This window comes from Agromyces rhizosphaerae (assembly GCF_027925245.1).
In the GTDB taxonomy this organism is placed as follows: domain Bacteria; phylum Actinomycetota; class Actinomycetes; order Actinomycetales; family Microbacteriaceae; genus Agromyces; species Agromyces rhizosphaerae.
Map to the genome: position 1 here is coordinate 1,200,685 of NZ_BSDP01000001.1, position 17,754 is coordinate 1,218,438.

17 protein-coding genes and 1 tRNA gene are annotated in these 17,754 nt (G+C 71.4%); 2 read left to right on the plus strand and 16 right to left on the minus strand.

From position 1 onward, the window contains the following. Position 1 precedes the first annotated feature (1 nt). The 3 genes from QMG39_RS05725 to QMG39_RS05735 all read right to left on the minus strand — a co-directional run bounded on the left by QMG39_RS05725 (position 2) and on the right by QMG39_RS05735 (position 3,998). Positions 2 to 1,468, minus strand: coding sequence for a catalase (locus tag QMG39_RS05725; RefSeq protein ID WP_281882962.1), 1,467 nt, complete (start codon positions 1,466 to 1,468; stop codon positions 2 to 4). A 58-nt stretch (positions 1,469 to 1,526) separates the two neighbouring features. Then, entirely contained in the window at positions 1,527 to 1,964 is a 438-nt protein-coding gene (locus QMG39_RS05730; protein WP_373878306.1) for a Fur family transcriptional regulator, read from the minus strand. Positions 1,965 to 2,048: 84 nt separating this feature from the next. Beyond that, the gene (locus QMG39_RS05735; RefSeq protein ID WP_281882964.1) at positions 2,049 to 3,998 is read right to left on the minus strand and encodes a GMC family oxidoreductase N-terminal domain-containing protein; all 1,950 of its coding nucleotides are present in this window, start codon (positions 3,996 to 3,998) and stop codon (positions 2,049 to 2,051) included. Positions 3,999 to 4,473: 475 nt separating this feature from the next. On the opposite strand from QMG39_RS05735, the gene QMG39_RS05740 reads away from it, so the two are divergent. Next, positions 4,474 to 4,857 (plus strand): MarR family winged helix-turn-helix transcriptional regulator, encoded by a 384-nt coding sequence (locus QMG39_RS05740; RefSeq protein ID WP_281887175.1) that lies wholly within the window; start codon positions 4,474 to 4,476, stop codon positions 4,855 to 4,857. 377 nt (positions 4,858 to 5,234) lie between these two features. On the opposite strand, the gene QMG39_RS05745 is transcribed toward QMG39_RS05740, so the two are convergent. The 10 genes from QMG39_RS05745 to QMG39_RS05790 form a co-directional block, all read right to left on the minus strand. Then, positions 5,235 to 5,555, minus strand: a complete 321-nt coding sequence (locus tag QMG39_RS05745) for a GNAT family N-acetyltransferase (RefSeq protein ID WP_281882966.1) — start codon at positions 5,553 to 5,555, stop codon at positions 5,235 to 5,237. A 4-nt stretch (positions 5,556 to 5,559) separates the two neighbouring features. Beyond that, the gene (locus tag QMG39_RS05750) at positions 5,560 to 5,994 is read right to left on the minus strand and encodes an Hsp20/alpha crystallin family protein (protein WP_281882968.1); all 435 of its coding nucleotides are present in this window, start codon (positions 5,992 to 5,994) and stop codon (positions 5,560 to 5,562) included. Between the two features lie 72 nt (positions 5,995 to 6,066). Beyond that, the gene (locus QMG39_RS05755) at positions 6,067 to 7,362 is read right to left on the minus strand and encodes a hypothetical protein (protein WP_281882970.1); all 1,296 of its coding nucleotides are present in this window, start codon (positions 7,360 to 7,362) and stop codon (positions 6,067 to 6,069) included. A gap of 277 nt (positions 7,363 to 7,639) precedes the next feature. Next, a tRNA-Arg gene (locus tag QMG39_RS05760) sits at positions 7,640 to 7,712 on the minus strand. Between the two features lie 107 nt (positions 7,713 to 7,819). Next, complete coding sequence (locus QMG39_RS05765; RefSeq protein ID WP_281882973.1) at positions 7,820 to 8,782, minus strand: carbohydrate ABC transporter permease; 963 nt, start codon at positions 8,780 to 8,782, stop codon at positions 7,820 to 7,822. After that, complete coding sequence (locus QMG39_RS05770; RefSeq protein ID WP_281882975.1) at positions 8,779 to 9,756, minus strand: carbohydrate ABC transporter permease; 978 nt, start codon at positions 9,754 to 9,756, stop codon at positions 8,779 to 8,781. The genes QMG39_RS05765 and QMG39_RS05770 overlap by 4 nt, the downstream gene beginning before the upstream one ends. 124 nt (positions 9,757 to 9,880) lie before the next feature. Then, a complete protein-coding gene (locus QMG39_RS05775; protein WP_281882977.1) occupies positions 9,881 to 11,248 on the minus strand; it encodes an ABC transporter substrate-binding protein in 1,368 nt (455 codons plus the stop codon). Positions 11,249 to 11,298: 50 nt separating this feature from the next. Then, on the minus strand, positions 11,299 to 12,990 hold the full coding sequence (locus tag QMG39_RS05780; RefSeq protein WP_281887177.1) for a glycoside hydrolase family 13 protein: 1,692 nt from the start codon (positions 12,988 to 12,990) through the stop codon (positions 11,299 to 11,301). A gap of 185 nt (positions 12,991 to 13,175) precedes the next feature. Beyond that, the gene (locus QMG39_RS05785) at positions 13,176 to 14,195 is read right to left on the minus strand and encodes a LacI family DNA-binding transcriptional regulator (protein WP_281882979.1); all 1,020 of its coding nucleotides are present in this window, start codon (positions 14,193 to 14,195) and stop codon (positions 13,176 to 13,178) included. 114 nt (positions 14,196 to 14,309) lie between these two features. Next, positions 14,310 to 14,726 carry a hypothetical protein gene (locus QMG39_RS05790; RefSeq protein ID WP_281882982.1) on the minus strand — a complete coding sequence of 139 codons (417 nt, stop codon included), beginning with the start codon at positions 14,724 to 14,726 and terminating at the stop codon, positions 14,310 to 14,312. 209 nt (positions 14,727 to 14,935) lie between these two features. Between QMG39_RS05790 and QMG39_RS05795 the strand changes: the two genes are divergently transcribed. Continuing rightward, positions 14,936 to 15,256, plus strand: coding sequence for a DUF7882 family protein (locus QMG39_RS05795; RefSeq protein ID WP_281882984.1), 321 nt, complete (start codon positions 14,936 to 14,938; stop codon positions 15,254 to 15,256). A gap of 90 nt (positions 15,257 to 15,346) precedes the next feature. Here QMG39_RS05795 and QMG39_RS05800 read toward each other — a convergent pair whose 3' ends face one another. The 3 genes from QMG39_RS05800 to xylB all read right to left on the minus strand — a co-directional run bounded on the left by QMG39_RS05800 (position 15,347) and on the right by xylB (position 17,740). Then, positions 15,347 to 15,511 (minus strand): hypothetical protein, encoded by a 165-nt coding sequence (locus tag QMG39_RS05800; protein WP_281882987.1) that lies wholly within the window; start codon positions 15,509 to 15,511, stop codon positions 15,347 to 15,349. A gap of 87 nt (positions 15,512 to 15,598) precedes the next feature. Beyond that, complete coding sequence (locus QMG39_RS05805; RefSeq protein WP_281882989.1) at positions 15,599 to 16,231, minus strand: ClbS/DfsB family four-helix bundle protein; 633 nt, start codon at positions 16,229 to 16,231, stop codon at positions 15,599 to 15,601. 87 nt (positions 16,232 to 16,318) lie between these two features. Then, entirely contained in the window at positions 16,319 to 17,740 is a 1,422-nt protein-coding gene (gene xylB / locus QMG39_RS05810) for a xylulokinase (protein WP_281882991.1), read from the minus strand. Positions 17,741 to 17,754 lie beyond the last annotated feature (14 nt).

Sequence of the window (17,754 nt, forward strand, 5' to 3'; positions counted from 1 at the left end):
GCTACGCCGCCGCGGTGGCGTCGCCGGCGTAGGCCGAGCGGAGTGCGGCGCCGAGGTCGGCGTCGACGTTCGTCCAGTAGACGAAGAACCGCTCGCGGATGTCGTCGACCGTGATGGCCTGCGCCTGGCCGCTCAGCGTCTCGAGGAACCGCGCCTTGGCGTCGGCGTCGAAGACGTCGCGGTAGAGCGAGCCGGGCTGGCCGAAGTCGTCGTCCTCGGCGTGCAGGGTCGCGGCGGTGCGCACGAGCGCGCCGTCGGACTCCCACGAGCCGGCACGGGCGAGCTCGGGGTCGGCCACGGGGCCACCGAACGAGTTCGGCGCGTAGTTCGGCGCGGTGGCCGGCGGGAAGTGGTGGCGCTGCGCACCGTCACGCGTGTACGAGTTCACCTCGGCGGCGTGCGCCGAGTTCACCGGGATCTGCTGGTAGTTCGTGCCGACGCGGTAGCGCTGCGCGTCGGGGTACGAGAACACGCGGGCCATGAGCATCTTATCGGGGCTGATGTCGATGCCCGGCACGAGGTTGGCCGGCGAGAACGCGGCCTGCTCGATCTCGGCGAAGAAGTTCTCCGGGTTGCGGTTCAGCTCGAGGCGGCCCACCGGGATCAGCGGGTAGTCCTCGTGCGGCCAGATCTTCGTGAGGTCGAACGGGTTGAACCGGTAGTCCTTCGCGTCGTCGTAGGGCATGACCTGCACCTTGACGTCCCACGACGGGAACTCCTCGCGCTCGATCGCCTCGTAGAGGTCGCGGCGGTAGTGGTCGGCGTCGGCACCGGCGATGGCCTCGGCCTCGGCGTTGTCGAGGCGCTCCACGCCCTGGTTGGAGTGGAAGTGGTACTTCACCCAGAAGCGCTCGCCGGCGGCGTTGATCCACTGGTAGGTGTGCGAGCCGTAGCCCTGCAGGTGGCGCCACGACTTCGGCAGGCCGCGGTCGCCCATGAGGTAGGTGACCTGGTGGGCCGACTCGGGCGAGAGGGTCCAGAAGTCCCACTGCATGTCGGCGTCGCGCAGGCCCGAGCCCGGGAGGCGCTTCTGCGAGTGGATGAAGTCGGGGAACTTGATGGCGTCGCGGATGAAGAACACCGGGGTGTTGTTGCCGACGATGTCGTAGTTGCCCTCGGTCGTGTAGAACTTCACCGAGAACCCGCGCACGTCGCGCCAGGTGTCGGGCGAGCCCTGCTCGCCGGCGACGGACGAGAAGCGCAGCAGCGTCTCCGACTCGGCACCCGGCTGGAACACCGCGGCGGTCGTGTACTGCGAGACGTCACCGGTCGCGACGAAGGTGCCGAACGCGCCGCCGCCCTTGGCGTGCACGATTCGCTCCGGGATGCGCTCGCGGTTGAACTGCGCGAGCTTCTCGACCAGGTACCGGTCGTGCAGCGCGGTCGTGCCGTCGTTGCCGACGGTGAGCGAGTGCTCGTCGCTCGGGACCGGCGCGCCGGTCTGGGTGGTGGTCGGCTTCGTGCTCATGGCTCCTCCATTGTTCGGTCGTCCATGTTCCGGCCGCGGCGCGGCCGGACGTCGATGGCTACGGGCGAGGCTCGCCCGCGGCATCCGCGAGGCACTGGGAGCAGGTGCCCCAGAAGGTGACCTCGGCGGACTCGATCTGGTACCCCTCGCTCGACGACGGCGTGAGGCAGGGCGGCGCCCCGATCACGCAGTCGACGTCGGTCACCCGGCCGCAGTCGCGGCAGACGAGGTGGTGGTGGTTGTCGCCGATGCGGCGCTCGTACAGCGCGGCGGAGCCCGCGGGCACGATACGGCGGATCAGCTGCGCCTCGGTCAGGTCGGTGAGGATGTTGTGCACCGACTGGATCGAGGTGGTCGGCACGCGCGTCGCGACGTACGGCAGCAGCCGGTCGGCGTCGACGTGCGGCATGGCGGCGAGTCCGTCGAGCACCGCGACGCGGCCCGCGGTGATCCGCAGTCCCGCCTCGCGCAGTGCGGTGCCGTGCTCGTCCATCATCACGGCAAGTGTAGCCGGTTCTTTTGAATGATTCAAAAGAACGTCGGGTGAACGGATGCCGCGCCGGCGGCGCCCTCCGAGAGCCTAGAGCCTCCCGGCGAGCCGGGTCGCGTTCATGTGGCCGATGGCCTCGATGGTGACCATCGGGTTCACGCCCGAGCTCATCGGGAAGCACGATGCGTCGGCGACGACGAGGTTCTGCACTTCCCAGGTCGCACCGTCCGGGTCGAGCGCCGTGTCGGCCGCGGACCCGCCCATGCGGGCCGAGCCCATGATGTGCAGCGCCGCCATGGTGCACTGGCCCGGGCCGTAGCCCGCAGCGTGCGCGCGCGACGTGAAGTCGCCCACCGACTCGCCCGACGCGCGCTCCCACGTCACACCCGCCTGGTGGCCCGTGAACATCGTCGTGGCGCCGGCGGCCTCGAGCACCTTCGCCGCGCCGTCGATGCCCGCGCGCATGCGCCCGGCGTCGCGGTCGGAGAGCGTGTAGTGCAGCACCGGCTCGCCGTCCTTGCCGACCTTCACCTCGCCCGAGTCCTGGTCGCGGGTGATGACGCCGACGCTCGACATGTGCGACAGGCGCCGCATGCGATCGAGGTGGGTGCCCGCGCCGCGCCACGGGAGGAAGGCGACCGAGATCGCGGGGTTCGCGGCGGCGGTCTCGAAGACCACGCCGTAGCCGGAGCCGTCGATGTCGGAGAACTGGGAGGAGTAGCGGGTCTGCATGCCGCCCTCCCAGGGGCGCACCTCCTCGTCGAACTCCGCCCACACGGCGGTGGCAGGGTGCAGCCGCAGGTGCTTGCCGATGTTGGGGTTCGTCAGGCCCGAGCGGCGCAGCAGCGCGGGCGTCTGCACCGCACCGGCGGCCGCCACGACCGCCTTCGCGCGCACGGTCACGCGGTGCCCCGCGGCCGTGCGGCCCACGACGCCGGTCGCCCTACCGCCCGCCTTCGTGACCTCGCGCACGTCGACTCCTGTGTACAGGCGCGCGCCCGCGCGCTCGGCGTCGACCAACCAGGTCTTGGTGGTCGACTGCTTCGCCCCGATGCGGCAGCCCGAGCCGCAGCGACCGCACTCGATGGCCATGTCGCAGGCGCGCACGTTGCGCTCGAGCGAGCCGACGTGCCAGCCGAGCTCCGTGAGGCCGCGCTCGAGGATCCGGTCGCGTGCCGACGGCACGCTGTACGCGCCGCTCACGCCGATGCGCGCCCAGACCGCGTCGAGGGAGGCGTCGAACTCGGCATCCGCGAACTGGGTCGCGCCGAGCGACGCCCACTCGGCGCGCACGTGGTCGGGGGTGCGGAACGCGGTCGAGTAGTTCACGACCGTGCCGCCGCCGAGGCACTGCGCCGAAAGCAGGCTGAGCTGCCCCTCGGCCGTCGCGCTCGGGCCGGGCGCGTAGAGCGTCGTGAGGCCGGTCAGTTCACCGCCGTCGAAGTCGCGGTCGTCGAAGTAGCCGCCCTTCTCGAGCACGATCACGTCGTAGCCGGCCTGCGCGAGCACGGCCGCGGCCGTGCCCCCGCCGGCGCCCGAGCCCACGACCACCACGTCGCACGAGAGCGCGGTGTCGGTCTCGGGGGTGACCGGGGAGAGCGGCCGCTCCGGGGCATCCGCCAGCACCCCCAGCGGCCCGGGGTAGCCCATCGTCTCCCACAGCGGGGACATGCCGTTCGCGCCCGGCGTCAGGTAGTACGAGAGGGTCGCGGCGGACTTCAGGTTCTGGAAGAGCACGCGCTTGAGCGGGAGCTTCGAGTCGCCCATCGCGATCAGCGCGGCTTCGCGCTGCGCGGGCGTGAGGTCGGCGAACCTCCGCGGGCCGATGCCGAGCAGCACGCCGAACGCCCGGGTGTTCCAGAGCTTGAGGATCTGCCCGAGCTGGTCGATCTCGGCCTGGCGGGGGTTCGAGGCCGCCATGCCCTCGGCCAGCGCGACCGCGCCGAGCGCGCTCGCGGGCGGGATGCCGTTCCCGTCGCCGGGTGCGAAGGTGTCGCAGATGGTCGTCAGGGCCGCACGCTGCGTTGCGCTCAGTTCCACGGATCTCTCCCAGGGTCGCGTCATTGCTGCCGCAAGCATGCCGCGACCGAGCGCCCGAGCGCAAGGAAAAGTTAACGATGAATCACATCAATGTTCATCGCGGGTCACATCGGCGGCGGAGCGTCGCGACTCCAGTTCCAGATTCGTCGAAAAATCTCAGATTGATAACTAGCGCCCGTTATCGTTCCGTTATATATTCGTTGTGCGCCACCTGTTTGCTGTGGCAGGCGGCGCGGAATGTGATTGCAGGACACTCTTGGTGCAAGGGAGAGGGCCGGTCGTCAGCCTCTACGACCGGCCCTCACCCGTCTCCAGTGCCGGGTCCGCGACACCCTCGATTCGTGCCACCCGGACGGGTGAGCGCGCGACCGGCCCGTCGTTGCCTATTCTGGGAGCGTTGAGGGGAGCATCCGTGTCGAAGCGCACGACCGCGGTCGCGGCATGGGAGTCCCTGTTCCGCGCCCAGGTAACCGTGATGCGCCGGCTCCAGGCCGAGTTCCCGTCGGAGATCATCTCGCTCAACGAGTACGACGTGATGTTCAACCTCTCGCGACAGCCCGGCCACCAGCTGCGCCTCAAGGACCTCAACACGCACGTGCTGATCACCCAGCCCAGCGTGAGCAGGCTCGTCGACCGCCTCGTCGCGCGCGGCTACCTCTCCAAGAGCGACGACCCGAACGACGGCCGGGGCACGATCGTCACGCTGACCGAGAGCGGCTTCGACGTCTTCCGACGGGTCGCGCTCGAGCACATGGACGGCATCTCGACGCACATGGGCGACGCGCTCGACGCCGACGAACTCGCGCAGCTCACCGCGCTCTGCGACAAGCTGCGCCGCGGGGTCGCGGGCACCGAGTGACCCGCCGGTCGACGGAGGGGTGAGTGCCCTACCCCCTCACCCCTCCTCGACTCCCCCGGACACGACTCCCGGCAGTCAACCCGAACTTCGCTCGCCGGGGCCGTGGACGCGGACCCATCGGAAGGCAGCGCGTGTCGCGGGGGCACGGGTACTGCCACCGCGACGCTCGGAACCGGGGCCGTTCACGGGAGCACCCATGCTCGGCCGCCTTTCGTCCGGGAGCGGCTGTGTCTGCGGGCTTCGCCCGCCGCCGTCGCTGCTCGGGTCGCACCTGCCCCGTCCGGGGTCGGCGTCGTCAGGATACGACCGAGCGGATGCCCCGGAAAGTCCCCGTACGGGGGCGATCCCGCCCGCGCGGACGGCGTCGCGACGCCCGCTCAGGGCGAGCGCGGAGGCCAGCGGACGTGATCCTCGAACTCCTCGTGGCGCCGGAGGTACGCGGCGATGAACGGGCAGCGCGGCACGATGAGCAGCCCCCGGGCGACGGCGTCGTCGAGCACGAAGCGGGCCAGCCGGCTGCCGATGCCCTGACCCTCGTACTGGTCGAACACCTCCGTGTGCAGGAAGGTGATGCGGTCTCCGCGCTCCTTGAACTCGGAGAAGCCGGCGAGAGCCGTTCCGAGGTAGATCTCGAAACGGCTCTCGTCGTCGTTGCGCGCGTAGGTGAGCTGCTCGCCCGAACCCCCGTCGTCGCTCATAGGGTCACGACTCTACCGGCGTGACCTCCCTGGCGGAAGCGTCCGCCTGCTCGACGGCGATCTTGCGCGGCTTGGCCTTCTCGCTCACCGGGATCTGCACGTTCAGCACGCCGTTGTCGTAGCGGGCCGAGATGCGCTCGGTGTCGATGCCCTGGCCGAGGTTCAGCTGGCGCAGGAACGATGCGGCCTCGCGCTCGCGGGTGATCCACTTGACGCCCTCGCCGGTCGACAGGGTGCGCTCCGCACGGATGGTCAGGAGCTGCCCGTCGACGTCGATGTCGACCGAGCCCGGGTCGATGCCGGGAAGGTCGGCGGTGAGCACGTAGTGGTCGCCGTCGCGGTAGAGGTCCATCGGCATGCGCCGCGGGCCGCGGCGGGTGTCGAAGAATGCGGACGCGACACGGTCGAGGTCGCGGAATGCGTCGTAGGTGGTTGCCATCTCCATACTCCTCTGCGTTGCGATGACTGCTCGTGAAGTTGAGTCACCTTGACTCAACTCCAAGATTAGCACTCACCACCCGAGAGTGCTAAGTCGCCGCGTCCGCCGTGGGCGAACCGGCCGAGAGCCCTGCACACGCCCGGCGGCACGGCTCAGCGCGCGGGCCCGCCGGCGCACGCGGTCGCGGCTGCCGGGCTGCCGCGCGGCGCGGAGCGTGCGGACCTGGCGGGACAGGATCGCGGGCTCCGGGCGTCGATCGGCCCGCGTGACCGCGCGCTTCGCGTGGGACGCCTCGACCGAGACCATGGTCAGCACCGCCACGGCGATGAGCCAGACGAACACGAGCCCGAACGCCACCAGCTCGAACACCGTGAGGTTGAACAGCCCGAACCCGTCGTAGAGCACCATCGCCACCGCCTCGATCGCGACGAGCACGAGCGAGACGGCCACCAGGCGGTTCGAGACGCCGGGCACCGCCAGCTTCAGGGCGACCGCGGGCACCGCGAAGCAGAGCGCGGCCCCGAGGGCGAACGCGTTGTGCAGGTCGGTCGCCGTGTCGATCGGCACGAGGCCCACGCCCGCCAGCGATGCCCCGAGCAGCACGATGCAGGTGCGCACGAAGACCACCCCGCCGCGGCGGGCCCGGAACCGCGGGTCCTCGAGCGAGTGGGTGAGCACGCGGGCGAGCCCCGCCATGCCGGTGCCGGCCACCACGATGCCGGCGTTGAAGCAGAACGCCGCGAGGTCGTCGCTCGTGCCGAGCGTCGAGAAGTTCAGCGTCCACCAGTCGGTGCGGCTCGTCGCGCTCATCGCGGCGAGGCTGCCCGCCGCGAGCACCATCGCGACGAGGTTGAACGTGCGATAGCCGTCGTGGTCGAGGGCGCGGTGGTGCACGTGATAGGTCACGGCGGCGAGGCCGGATGCGAGGGCCGCCCCGGCGATCCAGGCCCCGCCGGGCAGCGGCTCGAACGCCTCACCCGCGAAGTGCACGCAGAGGCCGACGACGATGAACCAGACGGATGCCACGATGGCCGCGCGGCCGCCGCGGGAGGGCGTCGCCAGCCCCGCCCTGCGCATCAGCTCCAGGCCCGCGTCGGAGGCCGATGCGACCAGCAGCGCGACGAAGGCGAGGGCGGCGGCGGTCGCCGCGCAGAGGATGCCGAGGACCGTCTGCATGTGCTGGTCGCCGGCGACGAGGTGATCGACGGCGATGCCGACCATGAGCGCGGTCATCGCCGCGAGCAGCCGGCGCATCGCCGCGGTGACCGCGGGCGACGGGCTCGAGAACCACCCCGCCCGGCGCCCGGACGGGGTCGTCGATCGGGGCGGGGAAAGCTCCCCCGCCTCCTCGTACTGCCGCGGTTCCACCCAGTGCCCCCTGGATCGGTGCGATCAACGCGCGCACCGCGTGCCTGCGGCGACAGCGGTGCGTGCAGGAAGCCTAACCCGACCCCACGTCATATGAATGCGGCGAACACCCGAAACAACGCGGAATCGCGGTGAACATGCAGGTTGCGCGCGGGTGAATCGCTTCACGAAGGCGCGGCGGCCGCGCACGCGGCGGACACCCTGAAGACAACGCACCCCGGAGACCACGAAGGGCCCGCGCGATGCGCGGGCCCTTCGCTACTGTCTCAACACAGTGCGCGCCCGGAGGGACTCGAACCCCCAACCTTCTGATCCGTAGTCAGATGCTCTATCCATTGAGCTACGGGCGCCGGCTGCGTTTCCCGCGAGAAGATCACCGCGGGCAACCCGGAGAGTCTATCCGAGACCGGCCCGTCGCGCCAATCGAGCGCGCGCGCCCGCGCGTGTCATCCGCCCGTCAGCCCTTCACGGCCCCGCCGAGGCCCGCGCTGCGGAGGAACACGCCCTGGAAGACGAGGAACATCGCGATCGGGATGATGGTCGAGATCGCCAGCGCGGCAAGGAAGACGTCGAGCTCGGTCTGCGACTGCACGGCGGGCAGGCGCACCGACAGCGGCTGCACGGCCGGGTTCGGCAGCACCAGCAGCGGCCAGAGGAAGTCCTTCCACGCGGCGATCACCGCGAACACCGAGACGACGCCGAGGATCGGCTTCGACATGGGCAGCACGATGGACCAGAACATGCGGAACGGCCCCGCGCCGTCGGTGCGCGCGGCCTCGAACACCTCGCGCGGGAGGTTGTCGAAGAACCGCTTCACGATGAGGATGTTGAACGCGTTCGCGGCCATCGGCAGCCACACCGCGAGGTAGTTGTTCAGCAGCGAGAAGTCGCGGCCGAACAGCGGCGGGTTCACGATGGTGAGGTAGAGCGGCACGAGCAGCACGACCGCGGGGATGAACAGCGTCGCCAGCACGAGCCCGTTCAGGATCGGCGCGTACTTCGGGCGCAGCACGGAGAGCGCGTAGCCGGCCGTCGTCGCGACGAACAGCTGGAAGAACCACGCGCCCAGCGCGATCACCACGGTGTTGAAGAAGTACTGGTCGATGTGGATGTCGTTCCACGCCGTCGACAGGTTCGCCCAGTCGATGCCGTTCGGCCAGAGCGCCATGGGCTGGGTGAGCGTGTCCTGCGTGGGCGTGACCGCCGACTTCGCGAGCCAGAGGATCGGGCCGAGGCCCGCGATCACGAGGCCGAGGACGAGGAAGGCGTGCACGCCGCCGATGCCGACGCGGACTCCCGGCTTGCGCCGGTCGAAGGCCGAGACGATGCCGCGGTCGCCCGTCTCGTCGAGGCCGCGGGCGGCGCGGCGGCGCCGGAAGGAGAGGTACCTCTTCGTGGCGGGGGTCTGGGTCGTCGTCACGAGGTGCTCCAGCGGTCGGTCAGCTTGAAGTACAGCCAGGAGAAGAGCGCGAGCACCACCGCGAGCATGACCGACAGCGCGGTCGCCTCGCCGTAGTCGCCACCCAGGCTGTTCTGGAAGGCGTACTTGTAGATGAGCAGCAGCACCGTGATGGTGGCGTTGTTCGGCCCGCCGCCGGTGAACAGGTACGGCTCGAGGAAGACCTGCGCGGTCGCGATGACCTGCAGGATGAGCATGATGAAGAGGATTCCCCGCAGCTGCGGGAGGGTGACGTGCCACACCTTCTTCCAGATGCCGGCGCCGTCGACCTCCGCAGCGTCGTAGAGCTCGGGCGGCACGCCGAGCAGCGCCGCGAGGTAGATGATGATCGCCCCGCCGGCGGCGGCCCACGTGGCCTCGATGACGAGGGACGGCATGGCCGTCGCCGCATCCTGCAGCCAGGGCTGGGGCGGAATGCCCACCCAGCCGAGCACGGTGTTGAAGACGCCGTTCTCGCCGCCGGCGTAGAAGAACTTCCAGAGCAGCACGGCGACCACGGGCGGCACGACCACCGGCAGGTAGGCGAGGGCCGAGTAGAAGCCCTTGCCGCGCCGCACCTCGCTCATGAGCACGGCCATGAACAGCGGCAGCGGGAAGCCGAACAGCAGCGCGAGCGCCGCGAAGTACAGGGTGTTCAGCACCGCCTTGCCGAGCAGCGGGTCGTTCAGCACGGCGACGTAGTTGTCGAGCCCGACCCACTCGGGCGGATCGAGCAGGTTGGTCACCTGCAGGCTCATGATCACCGACTGCACGATCGGCGACCAGCTGAAGACGCCGAAGACGAACAGCATCGGCAGTAGGAAGACCAGGGTCGAGAGCCCGCCGCCGCGGATCCAGGAGCGGATGCCCCGCCGGGGCGTGCGCGGGGCACGCGGCGGCGACGCCTCCTCGGGCACGGCCGCCTCGTCGGGCGGCGCCTCGTCGGTCATCGTCATCCCCGTTCTCCTTCCGCTCGGCGTGGCGGGGGTGCGGCGCGCGGGCCAGGGGGTGCCCGCGCGCCGGGTGGTGCGGGCGGATGCCGCGGAGATCAGGGTCCCTCCGCGGCATCCGCCCTCGGGCTCAGCCCTGGTCGAGGATCGCCTGGGCGTCGACGTCGGCCTGCTCGACCAGCGCGTCGATGTCGGCGTTCTCGTCGGTCAGCACGGCCTGCACCAGCGGGTCGAGCAGCGCGTAGATCTCCTGCGTGCTGCCCTTCGGCTCGCCCACGGGGGTCTGCTCGAAGATGTGCTCGGTGAAGGGCGCCATCTGGTCGAGCGGCACGTTCACGTAGGGCGCGATCCAGGTGAGCGACTGCTCGTACGTCTCGCGGTCGAGCACCGGGAGCACCGGGGTGCCCACGGCCTGGCCCGAGTCGGCGAGCGTCTTGGCGTCGAGCACGGCGGCGTCCTCGTCGAGCAGCTTCTGCATGTAGTACCAGTCGATCCACTGCACCGCCGCGGCCTTGGTCGCGTCGTCGACGGTCGGGCTGACCACCGCGATGTCACCGCCGCCGAGCGTGCCGCCGCCGTTCTCCGTCGGGAGCACGGTCAGGCCGTAGTCGTCGGGCGAGAGGCCGAAGTCGCGCACCAGCGCGGTGTAGACGTCGGAACCCGACGAGTACATGCCGATGTTGCCGGCGGCGAACTCCTGGTTGATGCTGCCCCAGTCGAGCAGGTAGTTGTCGCCCAGCGAGTCGTCCTCCCAGCGCAGGTCGTGCAGGAACTGCAGCTGCGCCTTCGTGGCCTCGTTCGCGATGGTCGACGTGTAGGTGCCGTCGCCGTTCTCCTCCTGCGTCGAGCCGCCGCGCGCGACGGTCGCCGCGGTGAGCTGCCAGCCGCCGGTGTTGTTCGTCGACATCTCCATGAAGCCGGCCTTGCCCGTGGCGTCCGAGATGGCCTTCGCCGCCTCGCGCACCTCGTCCCAGGTCGTCGGCGGACTGTCGGGGTCGAGCCCGGCGGCCTCGAACAGTGCGCGGTTGTAGTGCAGGCCCATGGCGTACGCCTGGCGCGGGAACCCGTAGATGTTGCCGTCGGCGTCCTGCACCTCGGCGAGGATGATCGGGTTGAACGCGTCGGTGTACCCGAGCTCCTCGACCTCGGCGGTCACGTCGGTGAGCTGCCCGTTCTCGAGCAGGGTCTTCGAGTCGGTGAAGGGCACCGTGAAGACGTCGGGGAGGCTGCCGCCCGCGAGCTGGGCCGCGAAGGTCGGGCCCTCCCACTCGTACTCGACGCCGATGACGTCGATGTCGGGGTGCTCCTCCTCGAACTGCGCCTCCTGCGACTCGAACGCCTCGTAGGCGGCCGCGTCGGCCCCGGGCGGGAAGGTGGCGACCCGCAGTTCCACGCGGCCGTCGGCGGAGGAGGCGCTGTCGGCGCTGCAGCCCGCGAGCGCGCCCACCACGGCGAGCGCGGCGAAGCCTGCGATCGCGGCCTTGGCTGGTGACTTCATTGTCGGTCCTTTCGGTTGCTGTGTTCTCGGATGTGGGTGAGGGAGGTGCATCACGGCGCGTCGGGCCGCGACCTCGACGACCCCGGCCGCACGCGCAGCCAGGCCGTGGAGTCTGGGGGGAGCCGGTCGCCCGCGAGGGGCGCACTGGCCAGGAGGACCTCGTCGTGCGCCGGCAGTTCGACCGGGGCGTCGGAGAGGTTGGTGACGTTCACGACGTCGTGCCGGGCGAAGGCGAGCACGCCGGGCGCGGGCTCGAGCCAGCGCAGGCGGCCGTCGCCCAGTCCGGGCTCGGCCCGGCGGAGGCGGAGCGCCTCGCGGTAGAGGCGCAGCATCGAGCCCGGGTCGGCCTCCTGCGCCTCGACGGTGCGTGCGGCCCAGTCGGCGGGCTGGGGCAGCCAGGGGCCTTCGGATGCCTCGTCGGGACTGAACCCGAAGGGCGACGCGGTGCCGGCCCAGGGCATCGGCACGCGGCATCCGTCACGCCCCGGGTCGACGCCCTCGGAACGGAAGTGCATCGGGTCCTGCAGCACTTCGCGGGGCAGCTCGGCCTCGGGCAGGCCCAGTTCGTCGCCCTGGTAGACGTAGAGGCTGCCGGGAAGGGCCGCCGTCAGGAGCGCGGCCGCGCGGGCGCGGCGGGTGCCGAGCTCGAGGTCGGTCGGGGTGCCGAAGCGCTTCGTCGCGAATGCGAACGTCGAGTCCTCGCGGCCGTAGCGGGTGACCGGGCGGGTCACGTCGTGGTTCGAGAGCACCCACGTGCTGGGGGCGCCGACGGGCGCGTGCGCGTCGAGCATCAGGTCGATCGAGGTGCGCAACTCCGCCGCATCCCACGCCCTCGACATGAAGTCGAAGTTGAACGCGGTATGCATCTCGTCGGGCCGGAGGTAATCGGCGAAGCGCTTGGCGTCGGGCACCCAGACCTCGCCGACGAGCACGCGGGCGCCGTCGTACGAGTCGGCGATGCGACGCCAGGTGCGGTAGACCTCGTGCACCTCGTCGCGGTCCTCCGTGGGGTGCTGGCCGGGGGCGGGTCGCTCGGGCACCTCGGGCAGGGTCGGGTCCTTGATGAGCAGGCCCGCCGAGTCGATGCGCACGCCCGCGACGCCGCGGTCGAACCAGAAGCGCAGGATGTCCTCGTGCTCGCGCCGCACGTCGGGGTGGTTCCAGTTGAGGTCGGGCTGCTCGGGGGTGAACAGGTGCAGGTACCACTCCCCCGGCGTGCCGTCGGGGTTCGTGGTGCGGGTCCAGGTCTCGCCCTGGAAGTTCGACACCCAGCCGGTGGGCATCTCGTCGCCGTTCGGCCCCTTGCCTGGGTGGAACCAGAAACGCTCGCGCTCGGGGGCGCCCGGGCCGGCGGCGAGCGCCTCGCGGAACCAGGGGTGCTCGCTCGAGACGTGGTTCGGGACGATGTCGACGATGGTGCGGATGCCGAGGCGCAGCGCGTCGGCGATGAGCAGCTCCGCGTCGCGCAGGGCGCCGAAGGCCGGGTGGATGTCGCGGTAGTCGGCCACGTCGTACCCGCCGTCGGCGAGCGGCGAGGGGTACCAGGGGGTGAACCAGATCGCGTCGACGCCGAGCTCGGCGAGGTACGGCAGGTGCGCCCGGACCCCGGCCAGGTCGCCCGTGCCGTCGCCGTTCGCGTCGGCGAAGCTGCGCACGTAGACCTGGTAGATGACGGCGCTGCGCCACCACAGGTCGTCGCCGTGGGGCTGCGGCGCGTCGGGCGCGGTATCGACTGCGGGCATCGTCACGCTGCTGGGCTCCTCGTTCCGGGCGGCGGTGCCGGCCTCGGATTCGAGTGACGCCGGCGTCGTGGCTCACAACGTAGGGATAGCAACAAGGTTGCGCAACTTTGAAACTGTCCGCAAGAAACTTGCGTTGAGTTGCGTCGATTTCTTGCGTTCGCGGATGCCGCGCGGCGGGCCTCCGGTCAGGCCGGAAGGTGCGCGGCCGGCGGCGCGGTCGAGCGGCGGACGACCAGCTCGGGGGCGAAGAAGAGCTCGTCTGCGATCTCGCGGTCGGTCGACATCTGGCGCATGAGCAGCTCGATGATCATGCGCCCCATCGACTCGATCGGCTGGCGCACGGTCGTCAGCGGCGGCTCGGTGCAGTTCATCATCGCGGAGTCGTCGTAGCCGATCACCGAGACGTCCTCGGGCACCCGCAGGCCGGCACGGCGCACGGCCCGGACGGCACCGAGGGCCATCGGATCGCTGGCGCACACGATTCCGGTGACGCCGGCCTGCAGCAGCTTGGTGGCCGCCGTCTGCCCCGACTCGAGCGAGTAGAGGGCGTGCACGACGCGGTCGGGCCCGAGCTCGACCCCGTGCCGCTCGGCCATGCGCTCGGCCGCTTGCAGCTTGCGCCGGCTCGGGATGTGGTCGCGCGGGCCGAGGAGGATGCCGATGCGCTCGTGCCCGAGCTGCACCAGGTGGCCGAATGCCTGCTCCATGGACTCGGCGTCGTCGCACGAGACGGTCGCGAAGCCCATGCCGTCGACCGGGGCGTTCACCAGCACCGTCGGCAGGCGAAGCTCGCGCAGCCGCTCGTAGTGGTCGCGGTTCGCCTCGTCCTGCGCGTAGGCGCCGCCGGCGAAGATCACGCCCGACACCTGCTGGTGCAGCAGGAGCTCGACGTAGTCGGCCTCGCTGATGCCGCCTGCCGTCTGGGTGCAGAGCACGGGCGTGTAGCCGTTCTGCGCGAGCCCGCCGCTCAGCACCTCGGCGAGCGCCGGGAAGATGGGGTTCTGCAGCTCGGGCATGACCAGGCCGACCAGGCGGGCGCGCTCGCCCCGCAGCTTCGTGGGGCGCTCGTAGCCGAGCACGTCGAGGGCCGTGAGCACGGCCTGCCTCGTGGCATCCGACACCCCCGGCTTGTCGTTCAGCACCCGGCTGACGGTCGCCTCGCTGACCCCGACCTTGCGGGCGACATCGGCCAGCCGTCTCGACATGGCGGCCAGTCTATGCGGGTGCGCGTCCGCCGGCGGCCACTGTGCACCGACCGCGCCGATCGACGCGCCGTGCGTGCGCAGACGCCCGGCGCGTCGAGCGCCCGCAGGCGGTACTCAGATGGAGCAGCCCTCGATGATCGGCATGATGACCGGGATGTACGACGCCTCGAGGTGCTCGATGCCGCGACCGTCGGTGACGACCTTCTGGTTCGGGTTGTTGCCGGCGATCACGCCGCCCTGCCCACGCGCACCGCCGGCCATGATCGTGACCGTGGCCGGGTAGCCCTGGCCGAGCCACTCGTCGAGCGTGCACTCCACCACGCCCGACGGGAGCCCGAGCTCGAACGTCAGGAAGTCCTCGACGCTCGCGGTGAACCAGACCTGCGAGTTGGCGCCCGCCTTGGCGTTGCCCTGCTCGGACCTGCTGTCGTTGATGCAGTCGAAGGCGAACGCCGCCGCCCCCGACCCGAGCACCATCGCCGCGCCGAGCCCGATTCCGGCCCCCACGTTGCGCATCGTCCTGGTGAACATCTCCAGCTCCGTTCCGGGCGCACCGTTGCGCCCATGTGAGCGAGTCTCCTCGCCTCGGCCCACGGCGGCAACCGTGCTGTCCGCAACGCCCCGATGTGGCGGTCCGCACGACCGCCGCCGCCGGCCGGCGTGCCCCGCGGCGAAGCCCCCCGACACCTGTCGAAGATCCGTGTTCTCGAATACCCCGGGGGGGACATTAGAGTTCCTCCATGGGCAAGCTCATCTACGGTGCGACGACTCGTGAGATCACGATCGACGACCGCACCCTGGCGCACCTCAAGGTGGCCATCACCAACAAGCTCCGTCGCTCCGAGAGCTTCACCATGTCGTGGGATCACGGCACCGAGAACGGCGGCGGCCGCTCGACGATCTGGATCCACGAGTCGATCCCCCTGCAGTTCGTGTTCGACGGCTCGCGCCGGCCGATCCTGAACCGCGTGTGGCTCGAGCAGCTCATGGTCACCGCGAACAGCACCAACGGGCTGCAGCTCGTGCCCGAGCCGTCCGAGGACGAGCCGTTCGGCGAGTAGCACGCCCTGCTCCCCCAGACATGACGAGGGGCGGCCTTCCCCAGTGGCCACCCCTCGCACCGCCCGCGTACGGGCGCGCCGTGGTCGTCGTCAGACGGTGTTGCGTCCCCCCAGGGACCTGACGAGCCAGACGATCAGGGCGATCACCGCGAGCACGATGCCGACCCAGAGCAGGAACTGCAGCGACTCGACCAGGCCTCCCGTGAGCAGGAGGACGATGGCGATGATGCCGACGATGATGAGCAATATGTTCATGCCTGCGACGCTAGGCGCGGGCATGCTCCCGTCGTAAGGGGATTGACCCCCGTTCGGGGGCAGTGTAGGCGCGCGCTCGCGCGGGGCTCAGGCCTCGGGGACGGGCTCGACGGTCTCGGTGGGGCCGTCGGCCGACGCGTCCGCGATCGCGTCGTCGTCGGGCACGCCCTCCTGGCCCACGAAGGGCCCGGCGTCGGTGTCGCCGGCCAGCGTGCCCGACGAGCCGTCGTAGCGCGAGCGGAGCTCCTCGCGGGCCCAGGCGTAGTGCCCGCCGAGGCACTCGTGGGCGGTGCCGATGAGCGGATGCCCCTGCAGCCACGGGTACCGGTCGGGGTCGGTGAGCACCTCGTCGTCGAGGTTCGCGAGCATCGCCTCGGCGGCCGCGTGGCTGGCGTGCAGCGCCTCGATCGCGGCGTCGAGGTCGTCGAGGCGGAACCGCTCGCGCAGCTCGACGTTCAGCTCGTCGAGCTCGGCCCAGGTGTAGCCGTCGGCCGGGAAGGCCGGCACGCGCCCCGCGGCATCCGTCTCCATCCACCCGACGAACAGCGCGTGCCAGGCGCGCAGGTGCGCGAGCACGTCGGTGACCGTGCGGTCGCGGCCCTCGCCCGGCAGCGGGTGGCGCCGCTGGTACGAGCTCATGGTGTCGACGTGGTGCAGCAGCTCCCACAGGCGGAGTTCGGACTGGGCGAGGAGGTCGTCTCGCGAAGTCGGCTGCATCATGCGCTCATCGTAGGGGTCGGCGGCGACGCCCGGGAGGGGATGGTCCGACCGGGCGGAGAACGTTACGCGCGCGAAATGCGCGCCGGGTCAGGGGCGGACGAGCCTCGCCGCGCCGGCCGCGACCTCGCGGTAGCGCTCGCGCACCGAGGTGACCCCGGCCGCGGCGGCGGATGCCGCGACCGGGGTGGTCCAGTCGGGTCGCTCGCCTGTGAGCGCCCACGCGGCCTGCACGGCGGCGCCGAGGGCCACGTACTCCCCCGGCTCGGGCACGTCGATCGGCACGCCGAAGACCGTGGCGGCGACCTCGCGCACGGCTGGGTTCGCGGCGGCACCGCCGACGAGGAGCACCCGTCGCGCCTCGACGCCCGCGGCGAGGATCGCGTCGAGGCCCTCGGCGAGGCCGCAGAGCATGCCCTCGACGGCCGCGCGCGCGAGGTGCTCGCGCGAGGTGGAGGCGATCGAGAGGCCGTGCACGCTGGCGCGGGCGGTCGGCAGGTCGGGCGTGCGCTCGCCCTCGAACCAGGGCACCAGCACCACGCCGTCGGCGCCGGCCGGCGCGGCGAGCGCGAGCCGGCCGAGCTCGTCGTGGTCGACGCCCAGCAGGGCGGCGGTCGAGTCGAGCACGCGCGCCGCGTTCAGCGTCGCGATGAGCGGCAGGAACGCGCCGCCCGCGTCGGCGAACCCGGCGATGGTGCCCGAGTCGTCGGCGACCGGATGCGACGTGACGGCGAACACCGTGCCGCTGGTGCCGAGCGAGACGACCGCGTCGCCGGCGCGCGCGCCGAGACCGAGGGCGGCGCCCGCGTTGTCGCCGCAACCCGGGCCGACGAGCACGCCGGTCGGCGTGGTGCCCGCGGCATCCGCCGGCCCCAGCACCCGGGGCAGCGTCGCGTCGTGCCCGAGCGCGCGCACGAGCAGGTCGCGGTCGTACTCGCCGGTCGCGGGCGACCAGTACCCGGTGCCCGAGGCATCGGAGCGGTCGGTCGTGAGGGCCTGGAGATCTGGACCGAGCTCGGACTCGTCGGCCGGCCCGTAGCCGCGCAGGCGCCAGGTCAGCCAGTCGTGCGGCAGGGCGACGGCCGCGACCCGGGCCGCGTTCGCGGGCTCGGCGTCGCGCAGCCAGCGCAGCTTGGTCGCGGTGAACGACGCGACGGGCACGAGCCCGGTGCGGCGGGCGTACTCCGCCGCACCGACCTCGGCGATCAGGTCGGCGGCCGCCCCCGCGCTGCGGGTGTCGTTCCAGAGCAGGGCGGGGCGGATGACGCGGCCGTCGTCGTCGAGCACGACCATGCCGTGCTGCTGGCCGCCGATCGAGATCGCCTCGACGTCGTCGAGCCCGCCCGCATCGGCGATCGCCGCCCGCAGCGCGTCCCACCACGCGGCGGGGTCGACCTCGGTGCCGTCGGGATGCGCAGCCCGGCCCGTGCGGACGACCCGACCTGTCGCGGCATCCGTCACCACCACCTTGCAGCTCTGGGTCGACGAGTCGACCCCCGCGACCAGCGTCATCGCGCGCCCCGGCC

What these genes read in the sequence shown, in the direction of transcription:
- QMG39_RS05775 (WP_281882977.1), bottom strand. Translation starts at nt 11,248, where the DNA reads ATGAAGTCACCAGCCAAGGCCGCGATCGCAGGCTTCGCCGCGCTCGCC.
- QMG39_RS05740 (WP_281887175.1), top strand. Translation starts at nt 4,474, where the DNA reads ATGCGCCGGCTCCAGGCCGAGTTCCCGTCGGAGATCATCTCGCTCAAC.
- QMG39_RS05725 (WP_281882962.1), bottom strand. Translation starts at nt 1,468, where the DNA reads ATGAGCACGAAGCCGACCACCACCCAGACCGGCGCGCCGGTCCCGAGC.
- QMG39_RS05750 (WP_281882968.1), bottom strand. Translation starts at nt 5,994, where the DNA reads ATGGCAACCACCTACGACGCATTCCGCGACCTCGACCGTGTCGCGTCC.
- QMG39_RS05730 (WP_373878306.1), bottom strand. Translation starts at nt 1,964, where the DNA reads ATGATGGACGAGCACGGCACCGCACTGCGCGAGGCGGGACTGCGGATC.
- QMG39_RS05795 (WP_281882984.1), top strand. Translation starts at nt 14,936, where the DNA reads ATGGGCAAGCTCATCTACGGTGCGACGACTCGTGAGATCACGATCGAC.
- QMG39_RS05770 (WP_281882975.1), bottom strand. Translation starts at nt 9,756, where the DNA reads ATGACGATGACCGACGAGGCGCCGCCCGACGAGGCGGCCGTGCCCGAG.
- QMG39_RS05800 (WP_281882987.1), bottom strand. Translation starts at nt 15,511, where the DNA reads ATGAACATATTGCTCATCATCGTCGGCATCATCGCCATCGTCCTCCTG.
- QMG39_RS05805 (WP_281882989.1), bottom strand. Translation starts at nt 16,231, where the DNA reads ATGATGCAGCCGACTTCGCGAGACGACCTCCTCGCCCAGTCCGAACTC.
- QMG39_RS05790 (WP_281882982.1), bottom strand. Translation starts at nt 14,726, where the DNA reads ATGTTCACCAGGACGATGCGCAACGTGGGGGCCGGAATCGGGCTCGGC.
- xylB (WP_281882991.1), bottom strand. Translation starts at nt 17,740, where the DNA reads ATGACGCTGGTCGCGGGGGTCGACTCGTCGACCCAGAGCTGCAAGGTG.
- QMG39_RS05785 (WP_281882979.1), bottom strand. Translation starts at nt 14,195, where the DNA reads ATGTCGAGACGGCTGGCCGATGTCGCCCGCAAGGTCGGGGTCAGCGAG.
- QMG39_RS05780 (WP_281887177.1), bottom strand. Translation starts at nt 12,990, where the DNA reads ATGCCCGCAGTCGATACCGCGCCCGACGCGCCGCAGCCCCACGGCGAC.
- QMG39_RS05745 (WP_281882966.1), bottom strand. Translation starts at nt 5,555, where the DNA reads ATGAGCGACGACGGGGGTTCGGGCGAGCAGCTCACCTACGCGCGCAAC.